The following is a 17,275-nucleotide window of genomic DNA, read 5'->3' as shown; positions in this document are numbered from 1 at the left end:
GGCCAGGGTCAGGAATTCCTACTCCATATCGGCCTGATGACGCACACCTATAATGGTTTGGTCATAAAAAAACCGGCCCTAAGGCCGGCTTTCATTAACGAACACGAGCGATTACTCGTCGTCGCTTTCAACAACGGGGCGATCGACCAGTTCGACAAACGCCATAGGCGCGTTGTCGCCGGCACGATAGCCGCACTTGAGTACGCGAACATAACCGCCGGGACGGGCGGTGTAACGCGGACCCAGTTCGTTGAACAGCTTACCTACAGCCTCTTTTGAGCGCGTGCGATCAAAAGCAAGGCGACGATTGGCGACGCTGTCGTTCTTGGCCAAAGTGATCAGCGGCTCGATATGACGACGCAGCTCTTTAGCCTTGGGGAGTGTGGTCTTGATCACTTCGTGCTCGACCAGGGAAACGCACATGTTCTTGAACATGGCGCTTCGATGCGAGCTATTACGATTTAGTTGGCGACCACTCTTACGATGACGCATGGTTGTGATTCCTTACCAGTCTTGGACTCGAGTCACCCGTTTAGGCGGAGGCCTTATCGTCTTTTAAACTCGCGGGCGGCCAGTTATCCAACCGCATGCCGAGCGACAGACCACGTGCTTCAAGTACATCCTTGATTTCATTCAAGGACTTTTTACCGAGGTTCGGCGTCTTCAACAGCTCAACTTCGGAGCGCTGAATGAGATCACCGATATAGTAAATGTTCTCGGCCTTGAGGCAGTTGGCGCTGCGAACGGTCAACTCGAGATCGTCTACAGGGCGAAGCAGGATCGGATCGATCTGCTCCTCTTCCTCTTCGACCTCTTGTTCCTTATCGGCTTCGAGGTCAACGAATGCTGCCAGCTGTTCTTGCAAGATAGTGGCGCTGCGACGAATAGCTTCTTCCGGATCGAGCGTGCCGTCAGTTTCCAGATCGATAACAAGCTTATCAAGGTCTGTACGCTGCTCGACACGAGCGGCCTCAACGGAATAGGAAACCCGACGCACGGGGCTGAAGGTAGCGTCAAGCTGCAAGCGACCGATCGGACGGGATTCGTCGTCGTCTTGGGCACGAACGTCGGCAGGCTCATAACCACGGCCACGCTGAATGCGCAGCTGCATCTTGAGCTCACCACCGTCGTTCAGGTGGGCAATGACGTGATCCGGATTAACGATTTCAAGGTCATGATCGACCACGATATCGCCCGCCGTAAGTACGCCAGGGCCCTGCTTGCTCAAGGTAACGGTCGCTTCATCACGGCCGTGCATCTTGAACGCCACATCCTTCAGGTTCAGGAGGATCTCAATGACATCCTCCTGCACCCCTTCTACTGCACTGTACTCATGCAAGACGCCTTCGATCTCGGCTTCCACGACCGCACAACCTGGCATGGAAGACAAGAGGATACGACGCAATGCGTTCCCCAACGTATGGCCAAATCCGCGCTCGAATGGTTCGAGAACGATTTTTGCGTGGTTGGCGTTGACTTCTTCGACCTTGATATCGCGCGGGCGAAGAAATTCTGTCACTGAACGCTGCATAAGAACACCTTTAAGGCTGCCAAACGGATACTCTTCGTTGCGGCTTGGGGATTACTTGGAGTACAGCTCAACGATCAGATTCTCGTTGATGTCGGCAGACAGGTCAGAACGCTCCGGAAGCGCCTTGAAGGAGCCTTCCATTTTCTTGCTGTCCACATCGATCCAAGCCACATCACCGCGGTTGCCAGCGATTTGCAGTGCACTCTGGATACGAGACTGATTCTTGGCTTTCTCGCGAACGGATACGACATCGCCAGGGCGAACCTTGTAGGAAGCCACGTTGACGGTCTTACCGTTTACAGAGATCGCCTTGTGGCTGACCAGCTGACGCGCTTCGGCACGGGTAGCTCCGAAGCCCATGCGGTAGACGACGTTATCCAAGCGGGTTTCCAACAGCTGAAGAAGAACTTCACCAGTGGCGCCCTTTTGACGAGCGGCCGCTTTGTAGTAGTTGCGGAACTGTTTTTCGAGTACGCCGTACATACGACGAACCTTTTGCTTCTCACGAAGCTGCATGCCGTAGTCGGAAAGACGTTGACGGCGCTGGCCATGTTGGCCCGGGGGCTGTTCGGACTTGCACTTCTTCTCGAACGGGGTAACACCACTCTTCAGAAAGAGATCGGTACCTTCACGGCGAGAAAGTTTGCAACTCGGTCCTGTATAACGTGCCATAAGTCCTTCTCCTTAAACGCGGCGTTTTTTAGGCGGACGGCAACCGTTGTGGGGAACGGGTGTCGCGTCTGTGATGCTTTGCACGCGGAAACCGGCGGCATTCAATGCGCGCACGGCGGACTCACGGCCCGGGCCCGGGCCCTTGACCAGCACGTCGACGTTTTTCACACCATACTCGGCTGCAGCAATCGCTGCACGTTCGCTTGCAACTTGGGCAGCGAACGGGGTGCTCTTACGAGAACCACGAAAACCCGACCCACCGGCAGTGGCCCAGGAGAGGGCGTTGCCCTGGCGGTCTGTGATCGTAACGATCGTATTGTTAAAAGAGGCGTGGATATGCGCTACGGCATCCACAACCTGCTTTTTAACCTTTTTGCGATTAGTACGCGGGTTAGCCATGTTGATGTTTCCTGATGTCAAACGCCGGAACGTGCGTTATTTGCGAATCGGTTTACGCGGCCCTTTACGGGTACGCGCGTTCGTCTTCGTGCGCTGTCCGCGCATCGGAAGACTGCGGCGATGGCGCAGACCTCGATAGCAACCCAGGTCCATGAGACGCTTAATGTTAAGCGTGATTTCACGGCGAAGGTCACCTTCTACGACATACTTGCCGACCTCGCTGCGCACTTCGTCGAGTTGCTCAGCGGACAGTTCGCCCACCTTTGCACTCGGCTCGATGCCAACAGCAACACAGATTTCCTGTGCGCGAGTCCGACCGATCCCGTAGATGTAAGTCAGCGAGATCGCCGCGTGCTTGTTGTCCGGGATATTGACGCCTGCAATACGGGCCATCAGCTTTCTCCGACTATTGAGCGGCTTGCTCGGTTGATAACTATAAAAAGGCGCGACAGTATATCCCCTCATCTACCATCAGGCAAGAGTCAGAATATATGCCGCACCCTTTTTACTGAAACAGAGTCAGGGCTTAACCTTGACGCTGTTTGTGACGAGGTTCAGTGCAAATAACACGAACCGCACCACGACGCCGAATAATCTTGCAATTTCGGCAAATCTTCTTAACAGAGGCTCGAACTTTCATCGTTCACTCCAGTTTGCTTAGCGGGCGCCTCAGCGCATCACGCCGCCACTGCCATATCCCTTGAGATTGGCTTTTTTCATCACCGACTCATATTGATTCGACATCAAATGGGACTGCACTTGAGCCATGAAGTCCATGATCACCACGACAACGATCAGTAGCGATGTGCCTCCGAAATAGAAAGGCACCTGCCATGCGACCATCAGGAACTGAGGCATCAAGGAAACAAGCGTGATATACAAAGCGCCAAAAAGCGTTAGTCGCGTCATAACCTTATCGATATAACGCGTCGTTTGCTCACCTGGCCGAATGCCGGGCAAAAAGGCGCCGGACTTCTTCAAGTTATCAGCCACGTCTTTAGGGTTGAAGACGAGCGCTGTATAAAAGAAGCAGAAGAATACTACGGCAACTGCAAAAAGCAAGATGTAAAGCGGCTGCCCTGGGCCAAGAGCCTGAGACACCGTTTGCATCCATTCCATTCCAGGCGTCTGGCCGAACCACTGGCCGACTGATGCCGGGAAAAGAAGGATACTGGATGCGAAGATCGGAGGGATAACACCCGCCATATTGACCTTCATCGGCAGATAACTGCTCTGCCCAGCATACATCTTGTTTCCTACCTGACGCCTTGGGTAATTGACCTTGATACGGCGCTGACCCCGTTCGATGAAGACAACGAACGCGACCGTTGCAATTGCAAGGACACCCAGTGCGAGAATAGGTAGAACATTCCATGCACCATCGTTACGGGCAAGTTCGAAGGACTGACCAAGCGCGCTTGGAAGCCCTGCAACGATGCCTGCAAAGATGATCAATGAAATACCATTGCCGATACCCTTCTCGGTGATTTGCTCACCAAGCCACATCAGAAAAACGGCACCTGCCACAAATGTGACGACAGCAGTAAAGTAAAAACTGATATCGGCACTGTAGGCGACTCCATTTCCGACCAGACCTACTGCCATACCGATCGACTGAATCAGGGCAAGAATGACCGTGCCATAGCGGGTGTACTGACTGATCTTGCGGCGACCAGCCTCCCCCTCTTTCTTCAACTGCTCAAGCTGGGGCGACACGACGGTCAGCAACTGCATGATAATCGACGCGGAAATATAGGGCATGATACCCAGCGCGAAGATACTCATCCGCTCCAGGGCACCACCTGAAAACATATTGAACAGACTCAGGATGGTGCCTTGGTTTTCCCTAAACAGGGCAGCAAGCTGGTCAGGATTGATACCGGGAACCGGGATGTGGGCACCGATACGGTAAACCACGATAGCCAGAAACACGAAGCGTAAACGAGCCCAGAGCTCGGAAAGACCACTTTGTGCGTTCGCCGGCATTTTTCCTGACTTGGCCATTTAGTCCTCTACCTTGCCGCCAGCAGCTTCGATTGCAGCTCGGGCACCTTTGGTGACCTTGAGTCCGCGCACGGTGACTGCCTTATCCAGTTCCCCGGAAAGGATGACTTTCGCGAATTGCGTAGCATCTTTCAGGACATTTGCTGCTTTCAGGCTTTCCAGATCAGCCACGTCGCCATCGACAAGGCCCAGCTCAGCAAGGCGAACTTCCTGAGATTTGAGCGCTTTATGCGACGTAAAACCGAACTTGGGAAGACGACGCTGAAGCGGCATCTGACCGCCTTCAAAGCCCGGCTTAACGCTGCCACCAGAGCGAGATTTCAAGCCCTTGTGACCGCGACCGCCTGTCTTACCCAAGCCAGAACCGATACCACGACCAACGCGCTTTGCAGCGTGCTTGGAGCCCGGAGCCGGGCTAAGTGTATTCAGTTTCATGGATTACTCTCCCTCAACACGTACAAGGTAATTTACCTTGTTGATCATACCGCGTACGGCAGGGGTGTCTTCCAGTTCGACAGAATGATTGATGCGGCGCAGACCAAGACCACGTACCGTGGCCTTGTGCTTTTCCAGAACACCAATCGTGCTGCGAACCTGCTTAACTTTGATTGTCGCCATGGTGATTACCCCGTAATCGCTTCGACGGAGAGGCCACGCTTGGCAGCAACGTCTTCAGGCGAGCGCATGGACGCAAGCCCTTTTACCGTTGCACGTACTACGTTTACCGGATTGGTAGATCCGTAGCACTTCGCCAGAACGTCGTGGACTCCAGCCAATTCGAGCACAGAACGCATCGCACCACCGGCGATAATACCTGTACCCTCGGAAGCAGGCTGCATGTAGACCTTGGATGCGCCGTGGTTGGCCTTGACCGGATACTGGAGGGTATGACCCTTCAGTTCGACCTTAACCATATTACGGTGCGCCTGGTCCATGGCTTTTTGAATCGCGATCGGCACTTCACGCGCCTTACCACGACCGAAGCCGATGCGGCCTTTGCCATCGCCAACGACAGTCAGTGCGGTGAAGCCGAAGATCCGACCACCCTTGACCACCTTGGCGACACGGTTGATCTGCACGAGCTTCTCTTGCAGTTCACCGTTCGCTTTCTGTTCGTTATTCGCCATCGTAGAACCCTTTAGAATTGCAAGCCGCCGTCACGGGCAGCGTCTGCGAGCGCCTTGACCCGACCGTGGAAACGAAAACCGGAACGGTCAAAGGCGACGTCAGTGATCCCAGCTTCTTTCGCACGTTCTGCGAGCAGGGAACCGACTTTAGCAGCAGCTTCGACGTTTCCAGAGGTCTCACCACGCAGGGATTTATCCAGAGTGGAAGCGCTTACGAGTACTTTACCGCCGTCCGCAGAAATGATCTGCGCGTACATATGACGCGGCGTGCGGTTGACACACAAGCGGTTGACACCAAGCTCGCGAATCTTTGCACGCGTACGGCGGGCACGACGGAGACGAGATTCTTTCTTCGCGTTCATAACCCTGCCTTATTTCTTCTTGGCTTCTTTACGGCGAACTTGCTCGTCGCCATAACGAATACCTTTGCCCTTGTACGGCTCCGGCGGACGGAAAGCACGGATTTCAGCCGCTACCTGCCCCAGACGCTGTTTATCAGCACTTTTCAGCACGATAACAGTGTTCTTCGGCGTCTCGGCGGTTACACCTTCCGGAAGTTGATACTCAACCGGATGGGAAAACCCGAGCGTCAGGTTCAGCGTGCCGCCATTGACTTGGGCACGATAACCGACACCGTTGATTTCAAGGGTCTTGGTGAAGCCAGTGGATACACCGACGACCATGTTGTTGACCAGAGCACGAACCGTGCCGGCCATAGCCCAGCCCTTAGCGGACGGGCTCGGCTTGAAGGTCAACTGACCATCTTCCTTGGCAACAATCACGTCGTTGTGAATTGCTGTTTCAAGCTGACCCTGGCTGCCTTTGACGGTCAACTTATCATTGTCGAGATTTACCTCAACACCGTTAGGCAGCGTAACGGGATACTTTGCGATCCTGGACATCTATCACTCCTAGAATACGGTGCAGATCACTTCACCGCCAACGCCGGCCTGACGCGCTGCGCGGTCAGTCATAACACCATTGGAGGTGGAGACAATGGCTACACCGAGGCCGTCAGCTACGTTAGGTAGCTCGTCCTTGCCCTTGTAGATACGCAACGAGGGCTTGGAAACACGCTGGATATGCTCGATGACAGGCTTGCCTTCGAAATATTTCAGCGTAACGACCAGCTGCGGCTTCTGTTCACCTTCAACAACCGCTTCTGTGATATAGCCTTCTTCTTTCAATACACGGGCCACTTCAACCTTGAGCTTGGAAGACGGCATGGAAACCGTCTCCTTGGTTGCGGCCTGCGCATTACGGATACGGGTCAACATATCCGCCAGAGTGTCTTGCATGCTCATGTAGTGCGCTCCTAATAAACGTGGTTACCAGCTGGACTTGGTCAGACCAGGAACGTCACCACGCATGGCTGCTTCGCGAAGCTTGTTACGGCCAAGGCCGAACTTGTTGTAGTAGCCATGGGGACGACCGGTAATGCGGCAGCGGTTACGCTGACGCACCGGGCTGGAATCACGCGGCAGCTTCTGGAGTTGAAGCTGTGCGTCGAAGCGCTCTTCATCAGAAGCATTGACATCTTGGATGATGGCCTTGAGCTGAGCGCGCTTGGCAGCGTATTTATCTACCAGTTTGGCGCGCTTCAGTTCACGCTCAACCATGCTCTTTTTAGCCATGATCTCAACCTTATTTCTTGAACGGGAAGTTCAGTGCACTAAGGAGTGCACGACCTTCGTCGTCGGTGTTAGCACTGGTTGTGATCGTGATGTCCAGACCACGAACCCGATCGACCTTGTCATACTCGATCTCCGGGAAAATGATCTGCTCACGAACACCCATGGAGTAGTTTCCACGGCCATCGAACGATTTGGGGTTCAGGCCTCGGAAGTCACGAACACGCGGAATCGCGATGTTCACCAGACGATCGAGGAATTCCCACATGCGTTCACGGCGCAGGGTCACCTTCACACCGATGGGCCAACCTTCACGGACTTTAAAGCCCGCGACGGATTTACGTGCCTTGGTGATGATCGGCTTCTGGCCGGAAAGTTTCTCGAGATCCGCAGCGGCGTTCTCGATCAACTTCTTATCGCTGGTCGCGTCACCCACTCCCATATTGAGAGTGATTTTAGTGATGCTTGGAATCTGCATCACGCTGTCATAGCCAAACTCTTCTTTCAGTTTGGCTTTGACTTCGTTTTGGTACTGTTCTTTCAAGTTCGCCATATTGCCACCCGAGTCGCTTTAGGCGTCGATCTGCTTTTGAGTCGACTTAAAGATACGGACCTTAGTACCGTCATCTTGCACCAAAAAGCCGACCCGATCCGCCTTGCCAGTCTCCGCATTGAAGATAGCAACGTTAGAACCATGGATCGGAGCTTCGCGCTCGACGATACCCCCTTGAGTACCCAACATCGGGTTTGGCTTAGTGTGACGTTTCACCATGTTCACACCAGAGATAACAAACCGGCCGTCTTGCAGTACACGCTTTACTGTACCGCGCTTGCCCTTGTCCTTTCCGGCGATAACGATTACTTCGTCGTCACGTTTGATCTTGCGCATATTCCGCCTCGCTCCTTACAGCACTTCGGGCGCCAAGGAAATGATTTTCATGAACTTCTCGTTGCGAAGCTCACGAGTCACTGGCCCAAAGATACGTGTACCGATGGGCTGCTCGTTAGCATTGTTCAGCAGAACGGCCGCATTCCCATCGAAGCGAATCAAAGAGCCATCCGGACGACGAACGCCGCTACGTGTGCGAACGACCACAGCCTTGAGTACCTGGCCTTTCTTAACGCGGCCACGCGGAATTGCTTCCTTGACCGTCACTTTAATGATGTCGCCTACACGTGCATAGCGCCGATGGGATCCACCAAGCACCTTGATGCACTGGACCCTGCGAGCGCCGCTGTTGTCGGCGACATCCAGCATTGTTTGCGTTTGAATCATTGGTTTTCTCCAAACCTAACTGTCTGCACTGGAGAGGCCAGCCGGGATTAACCCTTGGCCTGCTCCACCACTTCGACCAGAGTCCAAGCTTTCTTTTTGGAAAGCGGACGACACTCTTCGATTGAAACAGTGTCACCAAGACGTGCCTGGTTGGTTTCGTCGTGGGCGTGCAGCTTCGTAGAGCGTTTCATGTACTTTCCGTAGATCGGATGACGCTCACGACGCTCGATCATTACAACGATGGATTTCTCCATCTTGTCGCTCACCACCTTGCCAGTGAGTCGACGTGCATTTGTTTCTTCGGCCATCTCAATCACCTGACTTCTCGTTGAGCGTGGTTTTGACGCGAGCGATATCGCGACGAACCTGCTTTAGCAAATGAACCTGGGTCAGCTGACCGGTATTTTTTTGCATCCGCAGATTGAACTGCTCGCGGAGAAGCTCCAGCAGCTGGTCCTTAAGCGCCTCGACTGACTTTTCGCGAAGTTCCTGAGCTTTCATCACATCACCGTCCGTTTAACAAAGGTGGTGGATACCGGCATTTTCTGAGCAGCCAGCGTGAATGCTTCACGAGCCAGCGATTCAGAGACACCTTCGATCTCGTAAAGCACCTTGCCCGGCTGGATCTGAGCAACCCAGTATTCTACTGAGCCCTTACCCTTACCCATACGAACTTCAAGCGGCTTTTCGGAAATCGGCTTGTCCGGGAACACGCGAATCCAGATTTTACCACCACGCTTTACGTGACGGGTGATTGCGCGTCGACCCGCCTCGATCTGGCGCGCCGTAATACGACCACGACCTGTTGCCTTGAGACCAAACTCTCCGAAGCTTACATCGCTACCGCGATGCGCGAGGCCGCGGTTGCGACCTTTTTGCTGCTTACGGAACTTGGTACGTTTGGGCTGTAACATCGACTACCCCCTTACTTAGAACCTTTCTTCTTGGGTGCAGAAGGTTGCTGTGCCTGTTTCTGCTTGGCACGCACTTCTTCGATACCCCCAAGGATTTCGCCTTTGAAGATCCACACTTTGACGCCAATGACGCCATACGTGGTGTGGGCTTCATACGTCGCGTAGTCGATGTCGGCACGCAGTGTATGAAGTGGTACGCGTCCTTCGCGATACCACTCGGTACGAGCGATCTCGGCACCACCAAGACGACCTGACAGCTGAACCTTGATACCTTTAGCACCCAGGCGCATCGCATTCTGTACCGCGCGCTTCATGGCACGACGGAACATGACACGACGCTCGAGCTGACCAGCGATGTTCTGAGCAACCAGAGCAGCATCGAGTTCAGGCTTGCGAATTTCTTCGATGTTAACGTGAACTGGCACGCCCATCATCTCAGTCAGTTCGCGACGAAGACGATCAACGTCCTCACCCTTCTTGCCGATCACGATACCCGGACGGGCAGTGTGAACGGTAATACGCGCATTGTTTGCCGGACGTTCGATTTGAATACGGCTCACAGAGGCGTTTTTCAGACGATCTTCAAGAAAACGACGGACTTGGAGATCGTTGTTCAGCTTATCTGCGTAGGCTCCGCCCTCGGCGTACCAGACCGATGTATGGTCCTTAACGATCCCGAGGCGAATGCCAATTGGATTTACTTTCTGACCCATCTGGTCGACTCCTACTTCTCGGCTACCTTGACGGTGATGTGGCAAGTGCGCTTCAGAATCCGGTCTGCACGGCCTTTGGCGCGCGGACGGATGCGCTTGAGCGTCATGCCCTCATCGACGCAGATGGTCGAAACACGCAGCTCATCGATGTCCATGCCGTTATTTTCTTCAGCGTTAGCAACCGCTGACTGCAATACTTTCTTCACCAAATGCGCTGCTTTCTTTGGTGAGAAGGTCAGCAGTTCAATCGCTTCTGCGACCGGCTTTCCGCGTACCTGATCAGCAACCAAACGGGCCTTCTGAGCAGAGAGGCTAGCGCCGCGCAATGTAGCAGCTACTTCTTGCATTTCTTCGCTCCTTACCGCTTGGCTTTCTTATCTGCCGCGTGACCGCGGTAGGTACGGGTGGCAGCAAATTCACCGAGCTTGTGACCAACCATCTCTTCAGAGATGTAAACCGGCACATGCTGGCGACCGTTATGGACGGCAATGGTGAGTCCAACCATGTTTGGAAGGATCATCGAACGACGCGACCAAGTCTTGATCGGTTTACGATCGTTCTTTTCCACAGCCGCCTCAACCTTCTTCAAAAGATGAAGGTCAATAAAAGGACCTTTCTTCAATGAACGTGGCACAGCCGTTACCCCTTAATATCCTGTTACTTGGCTTTGCGGCGACGGACAATAAGCTTGTCAGTACGCTTGTTTTTGCGCGTCTTATGACCCTTGGTCGGCATACCCCACGGGCTAACCGGATGACGACCGCCACTTGTGCGACCTTCACCACCACCATGCGGGTGATCGACCGGGTTCATCGCGACACCGCGGACGGTAGGACGAACGCCTTTCCAACGCTTGGCACCAGCTTTACCCAGCTGACGCAGGCTGTGTTCCGAGTTACCGACTTCGCCCAACGTGGCACGACATTCGGAAAGAACACGACGCATTTCGCCAGAGCGCATGCGGATTGTGGCGTAGTTACCTTCGCGCGCTACCAGCTGAGCACTGGCACCTGCACTACGCACCATCTGAGCGCCCTTACCAGGCTTGAGCTCGATGCAGTGGATAGTGGAGCCCACAGGAATATTGCGAAGCGGCAAGGTATTGCCCCGCTTGATCGGCGCATTAACACCTGATTCAAGGCGATCGCCTGCTGAAACACCTTTGGGAGCGATGATGTAACGACGCTCGCCATCGAGATACTTGAGCAGTGCAATGTTGGCACTACGGTTCGGATCGTATTCGATACGCTCGACCGTTGCTGCGACACCGTCCTTGCTACGCTTGAAATCGATCAAGCGATAGTGCTGGCGATGACCACCACCAACGTGACGTGTAGTGATACGACCGTTGTTGTTTCGGCCGCCGCTGCGATGCTGTGCTTCGAGCAGAGGCGCATAAGGACGTCCTTTATAGACGGTCTCGTCAACAATTTTGACCTTGTGACGACGGCCCGCAGACGTCGGTTTTGTCTTAACTACTGCCATGATCTGTTCTCCTGCCTCACTCGTTGCCAGTGAAGTCGTCGAGCGTCTCGCCCTGCGCCAAGGTGACGTAGGCTTTACGATACCCCTGACGGCGACCTTCACCACGAATGCTGCGCTTGACCTTGCCTTTCATGTTCAGAACCTGAACACCTGCGACCTTGGTCTCAAACAGAGATTCAACGGCCTTTTTAATTTCAGGCTTGGTCGCGTCAGCGGCCACTTTGAACACGTACTGATTGCTGTTTTCAGCAACTGAAGCCGCTTTCTCGGTCATGTGTGGGCCGAGCAGGACTTTAAAAATACGTTCTTGGTTCATGCCAACTTCTCCTCGAACTTCCGCAGCGCCGGCACTGTCATCAGGACCTTGTCGAACGCAACCAGGCTGACAGGGTCAGCTGCGGCCACGTCAACAACATCGACATTGGGCACGTTACGAGCAGCAAGGAACAGATTCTGATCAACGTCTTCGGTAACAATAAGAACTTTTTCGAGGTCAAGTTCTTTAAGCTTACCGACCAACTGCTTGGTCTTGGGCGAGTCGACCGCAAATGATTCAACCGCGACCAGGCGGTCTTGACGGACCAGCTCGGACAGGATCGAACGCATTGCCGCGCGATACATCTTTCGGTTGACCTTCTGCGAGAAGTCCTGAGGACGAGCAGCAAAAGTCACACCACCGCTGCGCCAGATCGGCGAGCGAATCGTACCCGCGCGAGCGCGGCCGGTGCCCTTCTGACGCCACGGTTTCTTACCACCACCGCTTACGTCACTACGATTCTTTTGAGCACGAGTTCCTTGGCGAGCTGCTGCCATATAGGCAGTAACTACTTGATGCACCAACGACTCATTGAACTCTTTACCAAAGGTCGCATCGGAAAGTTCGACTTCCCCTGCGCCTGAACCAGTGAGATTCAAATTCATCGGAAATAACCCCTCAGCGAGCTTTAACAGCACTGCGCACGACAACGTCGCTACCGGTAGCACCAGGTACCGCGCCACGAACCAGCAGCAAGTTGCGTTCAGCGTCTACACGCACGACTTCAAGACCCTGCACTGTGGAACGCACATTACCCAGCTGACCCGCCATCTTCTTGCCTTTGAAGACACGACCGGGGGTCTGACACTGACCAATGGAGCCAGGTGCACGGTGAGCGAGGGAGTTACCGTGAGTATTGTCCTGGGTACGGAAGTTCCAGCGCTTAACGGCGCCAGCAAACCCTTTACCCTTGGACGTACCGGTCACATCAATCTTTTGACCGGCCTCAAAGAGGGATACAGTGAGTTCACCGCCGACTTCAGGTGCTTCATCACCTTCAGACAGACGAAACTCGGAGAGGGCCCGACCAGCTTCAACACCCGCTTTCGCGTACTGACCACGTACGGAAGCAGTAAGGTGCTTGGCCTTGCGGGATCCAGAAGTGACCTGAATAGCGCGGTAGCCATCGACTTCAAGTGTCTTGACGGCAGTTACGCGATTCGGTTCGACTTCGATTACGGTTACGGGGACGGACGTGCCGTCTTCGGTGAAGATACGGGTCATACCGCTCTTCTTGCCGACTAAACCGATAGTCATGCTCAGTCTCCTATAGTGTACGGGGCTATCACCCGCTATGGCTGCCCTTTCCAGAGCATTCCACTAGCACATTGTATGGCGCCATCCCGGCGCGTCGGCTTTAAGCCGAAGTGACTAGTGTAATTTAATTAATCAACCTTGATCTGAACATCCACACCAGCAGCCAGATCCAGCTTCATCAAAGCATCAACTGTTTTTTCAGTCGGCTCGACGATATCTAGAACGCGCTTATGCGTACGGATTTCATACTGGTCACGCGCGTCTTTGTTGACGTGCGGTGAAACCAAGATGGTGTAACGCTCGCGATTGGTCGGCAGCGGGATCGGACCACGAACCTGTGCACCAGTACGCTTCGCGGTATCCACGATTTCTTGTGCGGACTGATCAATCAGGCGGTGGTCGAACGCTTTCAACCGAATGCGGATTTTCTGGTTCTGCATTAGCCCTAAACTCCAACGGATTAAGGCGGCCCGACAGCTGAAGTTGACCGCCCGCCTACGCATTTAAAGGATGCGCATTATAGGCAGACCATCTTCAACTGTCAAACACGCACGACAAAGGGGCCCTTTCGAGCCCCTTCTTTTAAACATCAAGCGATAGGATCACTCAATGATCTTGGCAACAACACCAGCGCCGACGGTACGGCCGCCTTCACGAATCGCGAAGCGCAGACCGTCTTCCATAGCGATCGGTGCGATCAGAGTAATGACCATCTGGACGTTATCGCCCGGCATGACCATCTCAACGCCTTCCGGAAGTTCACAAGTACCGGTTACGTCAGTTGTACGGAAGTAGAACTGCGGACGGTAGCCCTTGAAGAACGGAGTGTGACGACCGCCTTCTTCTTTGGACAGGATGTAGACTTCGGATTCGAACTTGGTGTGCGGCTTGATCGTTCCGGTTTTCGCCAGAACCTGGCCACGCTCGACGTCATCACGCTTGGTGCCACGCAGAAGCGCGCCGATGTTCTCACCCGCACGACCTTCGTCGAGCAGCTTACGGAACATTTCAACACCAGTAACGGTGGTCTTGGTGGTGTCGTGCAGACCAACAACTTCAACTTCGTCGCCAGTCTTAACCAGACCACGCTCAACACGGCCGGTAACAACAGTACCACGACCAGAGATTGAGAAGACGTCTTCGATCGGCATCAGGAACGGCTGATCGATGGCACGTTCAGGTTCCGGAATGTACTCATCCAGCGCCTTGATCAGGTTGGCAACAGCAGTAGTACCCATGCCGTTGTCGTCCTTGCCTTCAAGTGCCATCAGGGCAGAACCGATGATGATCGGCGTGTCATCGCCCGGGAAGTCGTACTCGTTGAGGAGTTCGCGAACTTCCATTTCGACCAGCTCGAGCAGCTCTTCGTCATCGACCATGTCCGCCTTGTTAAGGAAGACAACGATGAACGGAACGCCAACCTGACGAGACAGCAGGATGTGCTCACGAGTCTGCGGCATGGGGCCGTCAGCTGCGGAACAGACCAGGATAGCGCCGTCCATCTGAGCAGCACCAGTGATCATGTTCTTGACGTAGTCAGCGTGCCCCGGGCAGTCAACGTGCGCGTAGTGACGTACTTCGGACTGGTACTCAACGTGCGCAGTCGCGATAGTGATACCACGCTCACGCTCTTCCGGAGCGTTATCGATGGTATTGAACTCACGCCAGTCGCCGCCGAAAACTTCAGCAGATACGCGAGTAAGTGCCGCAGTCAACGTGGTTTTACCGTGGTCAACATGACCGATGGTACCAACGTTTACGTGCGGTTTGGAACGTTCAAATTTTTCCTTAGCCACTGCTATAACCTCTTTAACTTAACTAACGGTCATCCGTTTTGGTTAATGACGGCATCCACGATGCTTGAGGGCGCCTCATCGTATTTCGCAAACTCCATGGAGTAGCTTGCCCGGCCCTGGGTCTGAGAGCGTAGATCGGTTGCGTAACCGAACATCTCACCCAGCGGTACTGTTGCACGAATGATCTTGCCTGAGGAAGAATCATCCATACCCTGCACCAAGCCACGGCGACGGTTGAGGTCGCCCATAACATCACCCATGAACTCTTCAGGGGTAACAACTTCAACCCGCATGACAGGCTCGAGAAGTACCGCCCCAGCCTTGCGAGCGCCTTCTTTGATCGCCATGGACGAGGCAACCTTAAAGGCGTTTTCGTTGGAGTCCACGTCGTGGTAGGAACCATCGAACAGCGTAACCTTGACGTCAATCATCGGATAGCCGGCAATGACACCGTTCTTAAGCTGCTCGTATGCACCTTTCTCGACGGCAGGCACGTACTCTTTCGGCACGACGCCACCAACGATTTCAGAGGCGAACTTGAAGCTCATCTCTTCGTCTTCGCCCTTGTCTTCGGCCGTGAGCGGCTCGATGCGAAGGTAGACGTGACCGAACTGACCGCGACCACCGGACTGACGAACGAACTTGCCTTCCTGCTCGACCTTGGTACGAATGGTTTCACGATAAGCAACCTGCGGCTTACCGATGTTCGCTTCAACCTTGAACTCGCGACGCATGCGGTCAACGATAATGTCAAGGTGGAGCTCACCCATACCGGAAATGATGGTCTGACCGGTCTCTTCGTCGGTCTGAACACGGAAAGACGGATCTTCCTGGGCCAGCTTACCTAGCGCGACGCCCATCTTCTCCTGGTCCGGCTTGGATTTCGGCTCAACCGCAACCGAGATAACCGGATCCGGGAATTCCATACGCTCAAGAATGATCTTGTCATTCAGGTCGCACAGAGTATCACCGGTGGTAACGTCCTTAAGGCCGATGCACGCCGCGATATCGCCTGCATACACTTCCTTGATCTCTTCACGAGAGTTGGAGTGCATCTGAACGATACGACCAACGCGCTCTTTCTTGGACTTAACCGAGTTGAAGATACTGTCGCCGGACTTCAGAACACCTGAATAGACGCGCATGAAGGTCAACGTACCAACGAACGGGTCGGTTGCGATCTTGAACGCCAACGCAGAGAACGGTGCACTATCATCGGCTTCACGCGTTGCGATCGTGCCGTCTTTGTCGTCGAGCTCACCCTCGATCGCCTTGACTTCGGTCGGGGACGGCATGTATTCGATAACGCCATCCAGTACCGCCTGCACGCCCTTGTTCTTGAAGGCACTGCCACAGGTAACCAGTACGATTTCGTTGTCGAGCGTACGACGACGCAAACCGGCCTTGATCTCTTCGATGGAAAGCTCACCTTCTTCAAGGTACTTGTCCATCAATTCTTCAGAGGCTTCGGCAGCCGCCTCGACCATCTCTTCGCGATACTTCTCAGCAGTCTCTTGAAGCTCTGCCGGAATATCGACGAGGTCGTAATTCATGCCAAAGTTCGCCTCATCCCAGAGAATTGCCTTCATCTGGATAAGATCGATAACGCCCTTGAAGCCGTCCTCGGCACCCCAGTTGATCTGGATTGGAACCGTATTCGCACCAAGACGTTCCTTGAGCTGGTTGACGACCATGAAGAAGTCAGCGCCAGCGCGGTCCATCTTGTTGACGAAGACCATACGCGGAACTTCGTATTTGTTGGCCTGGCGCCATACGGTTTCCGTCTGCGGCTGAACGCCGGAGGAACCGCAAAGCACAACGACCGCACCATCGAGAACACGCAGTGAACGCTCAACTTCGATCGTGAAGTCAACGTGTCCAGGTGTGTCGATGATGTTGATGCGGTGCTCATCGAACTGCTTGTTCATGCCTTGCCAGAAGCAAGTGGTAGCAGCCGATGTAATGGTAATACCGCGCTCTTGCTCCTGCTCCATCCAGTCCATGGTGGCTGCCCCTTCGTGGACCTCGCCAACCTTATGGGACAGACCGGTATAAAACAGGACACGCTCGGTAGTTGTGGTCTTACCAGCGTCGACGTGTGCAACGATACCAATATTCCGGTAACGCTTAAGTGGAGTCTTACGTGGCACGATA

At 54.1% G+C, this 17,275-nt stretch carries 30 protein-coding genes; all 30 read right to left on the bottom strand.

Going from position 1 to position 17,275, the window contains the following annotated elements; all coding sequences use genetic code 11:
- Positions 1 to 111 precede the first annotated feature (111 nt).
- A complete protein-coding gene (gene rplQ, locus NAT23_RS12810) occupies positions 112 to 492 on the bottom strand; it encodes a 50S ribosomal protein L17 (protein WP_251595369.1) in 381 nt (126 codons plus the stop codon).
- Between the two features lie 40 nt (positions 493 to 532).
- Positions 533 to 1,531 (bottom strand): DNA-directed RNA polymerase subunit alpha, encoded by a 999-nt coding sequence (locus tag NAT23_RS12805; RefSeq protein ID WP_251595367.1) that lies wholly within the window; start codon positions 1,529 to 1,531, stop codon positions 533 to 535.
- Positions 1,532 to 1,582: 51 nt separating this feature from the next.
- Positions 1,583 to 2,203 carry a 30S ribosomal protein S4 gene (gene rpsD / locus NAT23_RS12800; RefSeq protein WP_251595365.1) on the bottom strand — a complete coding sequence of 207 codons (621 nt, stop codon included), beginning with the start codon at positions 2,201 to 2,203 and terminating at the stop codon, positions 1,583 to 1,585.
- A 12-nt stretch (positions 2,204 to 2,215) separates the two neighbouring features.
- The gene (gene rpsK / locus NAT23_RS12795; RefSeq protein WP_251928905.1) at positions 2,216 to 2,602 is read right to left on the bottom strand and encodes a 30S ribosomal protein S11; all 387 of its coding nucleotides are present in this window, start codon (positions 2,600 to 2,602) and stop codon (positions 2,216 to 2,218) included.
- A 36-nt stretch (positions 2,603 to 2,638) separates the two neighbouring features.
- The gene (gene rpsM, locus NAT23_RS12790; protein WP_251595361.1) at positions 2,639 to 2,995 is read right to left on the bottom strand and encodes a 30S ribosomal protein S13; all 357 of its coding nucleotides are present in this window, start codon (positions 2,993 to 2,995) and stop codon (positions 2,639 to 2,641) included.
- A gap of 133 nt (positions 2,996 to 3,128) precedes the next feature.
- Positions 3,129 to 3,242: a 50S ribosomal protein L36 gene (rpmJ, locus tag NAT23_RS12785; RefSeq protein WP_077373351.1), complete on the bottom strand. Its 114-nt coding sequence runs from the start codon at positions 3,240 to 3,242 to the stop codon at positions 3,129 to 3,131.
- A 29-nt stretch (positions 3,243 to 3,271) separates the two neighbouring features.
- Positions 3,272 to 4,606: a preprotein translocase subunit SecY gene (secY, locus tag NAT23_RS12780; RefSeq protein WP_251595359.1), complete on the bottom strand. Its 1,335-nt coding sequence runs from the start codon at positions 4,604 to 4,606 to the stop codon at positions 3,272 to 3,274.
- Positions 4,607 to 5,041 (bottom strand): 50S ribosomal protein L15, encoded by a 435-nt coding sequence (gene rplO / locus NAT23_RS12775; RefSeq protein WP_251595357.1) that lies wholly within the window; start codon positions 5,039 to 5,041, stop codon positions 4,607 to 4,609.
- Between the two features lie 3 nt (positions 5,042 to 5,044).
- Complete coding sequence (gene rpmD, locus NAT23_RS12770; protein WP_251595355.1) at positions 5,045 to 5,224, bottom strand: 50S ribosomal protein L30; 180 nt, start codon at positions 5,222 to 5,224, stop codon at positions 5,045 to 5,047.
- A 5-nt stretch (positions 5,225 to 5,229) separates the two neighbouring features.
- Positions 5,230 to 5,733, bottom strand: a complete 504-nt coding sequence (rpsE, locus tag NAT23_RS12765) for a 30S ribosomal protein S5 (protein ID WP_251595353.1) — start codon at positions 5,731 to 5,733, stop codon at positions 5,230 to 5,232.
- 11 nt (positions 5,734 to 5,744) lie between these two features.
- Positions 5,745 to 6,095, bottom strand: coding sequence for a 50S ribosomal protein L18 (rplR, locus tag NAT23_RS12760; protein WP_251595351.1), 351 nt, complete (start codon positions 6,093 to 6,095; stop codon positions 5,745 to 5,747).
- A gap of 9 nt (positions 6,096 to 6,104) precedes the next feature.
- Positions 6,105 to 6,635 carry a 50S ribosomal protein L6 gene (rplF, locus tag NAT23_RS12755; protein ID WP_251928903.1) on the bottom strand — a complete coding sequence of 177 codons (531 nt, stop codon included), beginning with the start codon at positions 6,633 to 6,635 and terminating at the stop codon, positions 6,105 to 6,107.
- 9 nt (positions 6,636 to 6,644) lie between these two features.
- Positions 6,645 to 7,037, bottom strand: coding sequence for a 30S ribosomal protein S8 (rpsH, locus tag NAT23_RS12750; RefSeq protein WP_251595347.1), 393 nt, complete (start codon positions 7,035 to 7,037; stop codon positions 6,645 to 6,647).
- A gap of 24 nt (positions 7,038 to 7,061) precedes the next feature.
- Complete coding sequence (gene rpsN / locus NAT23_RS12745) at positions 7,062 to 7,367, bottom strand: 30S ribosomal protein S14 (RefSeq protein ID WP_251595345.1); 306 nt, start codon at positions 7,365 to 7,367, stop codon at positions 7,062 to 7,064.
- Positions 7,368 to 7,377: 10 nt separating this feature from the next.
- On the bottom strand, positions 7,378 to 7,917 hold the full coding sequence (rplE, locus tag NAT23_RS12740; protein ID WP_251595343.1) for a 50S ribosomal protein L5: 540 nt from the start codon (positions 7,915 to 7,917) through the stop codon (positions 7,378 to 7,380).
- 18 nt (positions 7,918 to 7,935) lie between these two features.
- Positions 7,936 to 8,253 carry a 50S ribosomal protein L24 gene (gene rplX, locus NAT23_RS12735; RefSeq protein WP_251595341.1) on the bottom strand — a complete coding sequence of 106 codons (318 nt, stop codon included), beginning with the start codon at positions 8,251 to 8,253 and terminating at the stop codon, positions 7,936 to 7,938.
- Positions 8,254 to 8,268: 15 nt separating this feature from the next.
- Positions 8,269 to 8,640 carry a 50S ribosomal protein L14 gene (gene rplN / locus NAT23_RS12730; RefSeq protein WP_251595339.1) on the bottom strand — a complete coding sequence of 124 codons (372 nt, stop codon included), beginning with the start codon at positions 8,638 to 8,640 and terminating at the stop codon, positions 8,269 to 8,271.
- A 47-nt stretch (positions 8,641 to 8,687) separates the two neighbouring features.
- Positions 8,688 to 8,948, bottom strand: coding sequence for a 30S ribosomal protein S17 (gene rpsQ / locus NAT23_RS12725; protein WP_251595337.1), 261 nt, complete (start codon positions 8,946 to 8,948; stop codon positions 8,688 to 8,690).
- 1 nt (position 8,949) lies between these two features.
- The gene (gene rpmC / locus NAT23_RS12720; RefSeq protein ID WP_251595334.1) at positions 8,950 to 9,141 is read right to left on the bottom strand and encodes a 50S ribosomal protein L29; all 192 of its coding nucleotides are present in this window, start codon (positions 9,139 to 9,141) and stop codon (positions 8,950 to 8,952) included.
- Positions 9,141 to 9,554: a 50S ribosomal protein L16 gene (gene rplP, locus NAT23_RS12715; RefSeq protein WP_251595332.1), complete on the bottom strand. Its 414-nt coding sequence runs from the start codon at positions 9,552 to 9,554 to the stop codon at positions 9,141 to 9,143. Before rplP ends, rpmC begins: the two co-directional genes overlap by 1 nt.
- Before the next feature lie 11 nt (positions 9,555 to 9,565).
- Positions 9,566 to 10,267, bottom strand: a complete 702-nt coding sequence (gene rpsC, locus NAT23_RS12710) for a 30S ribosomal protein S3 (protein WP_251595330.1) — start codon at positions 10,265 to 10,267, stop codon at positions 9,566 to 9,568.
- An 11-nt stretch (positions 10,268 to 10,278) separates the two neighbouring features.
- Positions 10,279 to 10,614 carry a 50S ribosomal protein L22 gene (gene rplV / locus NAT23_RS12705; RefSeq protein ID WP_251595328.1) on the bottom strand — a complete coding sequence of 112 codons (336 nt, stop codon included), beginning with the start codon at positions 10,612 to 10,614 and terminating at the stop codon, positions 10,279 to 10,281.
- An 11-nt stretch (positions 10,615 to 10,625) separates the two neighbouring features.
- On the bottom strand, positions 10,626 to 10,901 hold the full coding sequence (gene rpsS / locus NAT23_RS12700) for a 30S ribosomal protein S19 (RefSeq protein ID WP_251595326.1): 276 nt from the start codon (positions 10,899 to 10,901) through the stop codon (positions 10,626 to 10,628).
- 23 nt (positions 10,902 to 10,924) lie between these two features.
- The gene (gene rplB, locus NAT23_RS12695) at positions 10,925 to 11,752 is read right to left on the bottom strand and encodes a 50S ribosomal protein L2 (RefSeq protein ID WP_251595324.1); all 828 of its coding nucleotides are present in this window, start codon (positions 11,750 to 11,752) and stop codon (positions 10,925 to 10,927) included.
- Positions 11,753 to 11,768: 16 nt separating this feature from the next.
- Complete coding sequence (gene rplW / locus NAT23_RS12690) at positions 11,769 to 12,068, bottom strand: 50S ribosomal protein L23 (protein WP_251595322.1); 300 nt, start codon at positions 12,066 to 12,068, stop codon at positions 11,769 to 11,771.
- Positions 12,065 to 12,673, bottom strand: a complete 609-nt coding sequence (gene rplD / locus NAT23_RS12685) for a 50S ribosomal protein L4 (RefSeq protein ID WP_251928902.1) — start codon at positions 12,671 to 12,673, stop codon at positions 12,065 to 12,067. The genes rplW and rplD overlap by 4 nt, the downstream gene beginning before the upstream one ends.
- 13 nt (positions 12,674 to 12,686) lie before the next feature.
- On the bottom strand, positions 12,687 to 13,325 hold the full coding sequence (gene rplC / locus NAT23_RS12680) for a 50S ribosomal protein L3 (RefSeq protein ID WP_251595318.1): 639 nt from the start codon (positions 13,323 to 13,325) through the stop codon (positions 12,687 to 12,689).
- Positions 13,326 to 13,453: 128 nt separating this feature from the next.
- Positions 13,454 to 13,765, bottom strand: coding sequence for a 30S ribosomal protein S10 (gene rpsJ / locus NAT23_RS12675; protein WP_251595316.1), 312 nt, complete (start codon positions 13,763 to 13,765; stop codon positions 13,454 to 13,456).
- A 162-nt stretch (positions 13,766 to 13,927) separates the two neighbouring features.
- A complete protein-coding gene (gene tuf / locus NAT23_RS12670) occupies positions 13,928 to 15,121 on the bottom strand; it encodes an elongation factor Tu (RefSeq protein ID WP_251595314.1) in 1,194 nt (397 codons plus the stop codon).
- A gap of 29 nt (positions 15,122 to 15,150) precedes the next feature.
- Complete coding sequence (gene fusA / locus NAT23_RS12665) at positions 15,151 to 17,271, bottom strand: elongation factor G (protein WP_251928901.1); 2,121 nt, start codon at positions 17,269 to 17,271, stop codon at positions 15,151 to 15,153.
- Positions 17,272 to 17,275 lie beyond the last annotated feature (4 nt).

The sequence above is a fragment of the Larsenimonas salina genome, assembly GCF_023736155.1.
Classification (GTDB): Bacteria; Pseudomonadota; Gammaproteobacteria; order Pseudomonadales; family Halomonadaceae; genus Larsenimonas; species Larsenimonas salina.
Note: the sequence above shows the minus strand (reverse complement) of the source record. Positions and strands in the feature narration are given on the sequence as shown.

Bases quoted from the DNA above. Each gene is read 5' to 3' on its own strand.
- rplQ (WP_251595369.1), bottom strand. From the start codon at position 492: ATGCGTCATCGTAAGAGTGGTCGCCAACTAAATCGTAATAGCTCGCAT.
- NAT23_RS12805 (WP_251595367.1), bottom strand. From the start codon at position 1,531: ATGCAGCGTTCAGTGACAGAATTTCTTCGCCCGCGCGATATCAAGGTC.
- rpsD (WP_251595365.1), bottom strand. From the start codon at position 2,203: ATGGCACGTTATACAGGACCGAGTTGCAAACTTTCTCGCCGTGAAGGT.
- rpsK (WP_251928905.1), bottom strand. From the start codon at position 2,602: ATGGCTAACCCGCGTACTAATCGCAAAAAGGTTAAAAAGCAGGTTGTG.
- rpsM (WP_251595361.1), bottom strand. From the start codon at position 2,995: ATGGCCCGTATTGCAGGCGTCAATATCCCGGACAACAAGCACGCGGCG.
- rpmJ (WP_077373351.1), bottom strand. From the start codon at position 3,242: ATGAAAGTTCGAGCCTCTGTTAAGAAGATTTGCCGAAATTGCAAGATT.
- secY (WP_251595359.1), bottom strand. From the start codon at position 4,606: ATGGCCAAGTCAGGAAAAATGCCGGCGAACGCACAAAGTGGTCTTTCC.
- rplO (WP_251595357.1), bottom strand. From the start codon at position 5,041: ATGAAACTGAATACACTTAGCCCGGCTCCGGGCTCCAAGCACGCTGCA.
- rpmD (WP_251595355.1), bottom strand. From the start codon at position 5,224: ATGGCGACAATCAAAGTTAAGCAGGTTCGCAGCACGATTGGTGTTCTG.
- rpsE (WP_251595353.1), bottom strand. From the start codon at position 5,733: ATGGCGAATAACGAACAGAAAGCGAACGGTGAACTGCAAGAGAAGCTC.
- rplR (WP_251595351.1), bottom strand. From the start codon at position 6,095: ATGAACGCGAAGAAAGAATCTCGTCTCCGTCGTGCCCGCCGTACGCGT.
- rplF (WP_251928903.1), bottom strand. From the start codon at position 6,635: ATGTCCAGGATCGCAAAGTATCCCGTTACGCTGCCTAACGGTGTTGAG.
- rpsH (WP_251595347.1), bottom strand. From the start codon at position 7,037: ATGAGCATGCAAGACACTCTGGCGGATATGTTGACCCGTATCCGTAAT.
- rpsN (WP_251595345.1), bottom strand. From the start codon at position 7,367: ATGGCTAAAAAGAGCATGGTTGAGCGTGAACTGAAGCGCGCCAAACTG.
- rplE (WP_251595343.1), bottom strand. From the start codon at position 7,917: ATGGCGAACTTGAAAGAACAGTACCAAAACGAAGTCAAAGCCAAACTG.
- rplX (WP_251595341.1), bottom strand. From the start codon at position 8,253: ATGCGCAAGATCAAACGTGACGACGAAGTAATCGTTATCGCCGGAAAG.
- rplN (WP_251595339.1), bottom strand. From the start codon at position 8,640: ATGATTCAAACGCAAACAATGCTGGATGTCGCCGACAACAGCGGCGCT.
- rpsQ (WP_251595337.1), bottom strand. From the start codon at position 8,948: ATGGCCGAAGAAACAAATGCACGTCGACTCACTGGCAAGGTGGTGAGC.
- rpmC (WP_251595334.1), bottom strand. From the start codon at position 9,141: ATGAAAGCTCAGGAACTTCGCGAAAAGTCAGTCGAGGCGCTTAAGGAC.
- rplP (WP_251595332.1), bottom strand. From the start codon at position 9,554: ATGTTACAGCCCAAACGTACCAAGTTCCGTAAGCAGCAAAAAGGTCGC.
- rpsC (WP_251595330.1), bottom strand. From the start codon at position 10,267: ATGGGTCAGAAAGTAAATCCAATTGGCATTCGCCTCGGGATCGTTAAG.
- rplV (WP_251595328.1), bottom strand. From the start codon at position 10,614: ATGCAAGAAGTAGCTGCTACATTGCGCGGCGCTAGCCTCTCTGCTCAG.
- rplB (WP_251595324.1), bottom strand. From the start codon at position 11,752: ATGGCAGTAGTTAAGACAAAACCGACGTCTGCGGGCCGTCGTCACAAG.
- rplW (WP_251595322.1), bottom strand. From the start codon at position 12,068: ATGAACCAAGAACGTATTTTTAAAGTCCTGCTCGGCCCACACATGACC.
- rplD (WP_251928902.1), bottom strand. From the start codon at position 12,673: ATGAATTTGAATCTCACTGGTTCAGGCGCAGGGGAAGTCGAACTTTCC.
- rplC (WP_251595318.1), bottom strand. From the start codon at position 13,325: ATGACTATCGGTTTAGTCGGCAAGAAGAGCGGTATGACCCGTATCTTC.
- rpsJ (WP_251595316.1), bottom strand. From the start codon at position 13,765: ATGCAGAACCAGAAAATCCGCATTCGGTTGAAAGCGTTCGACCACCGC.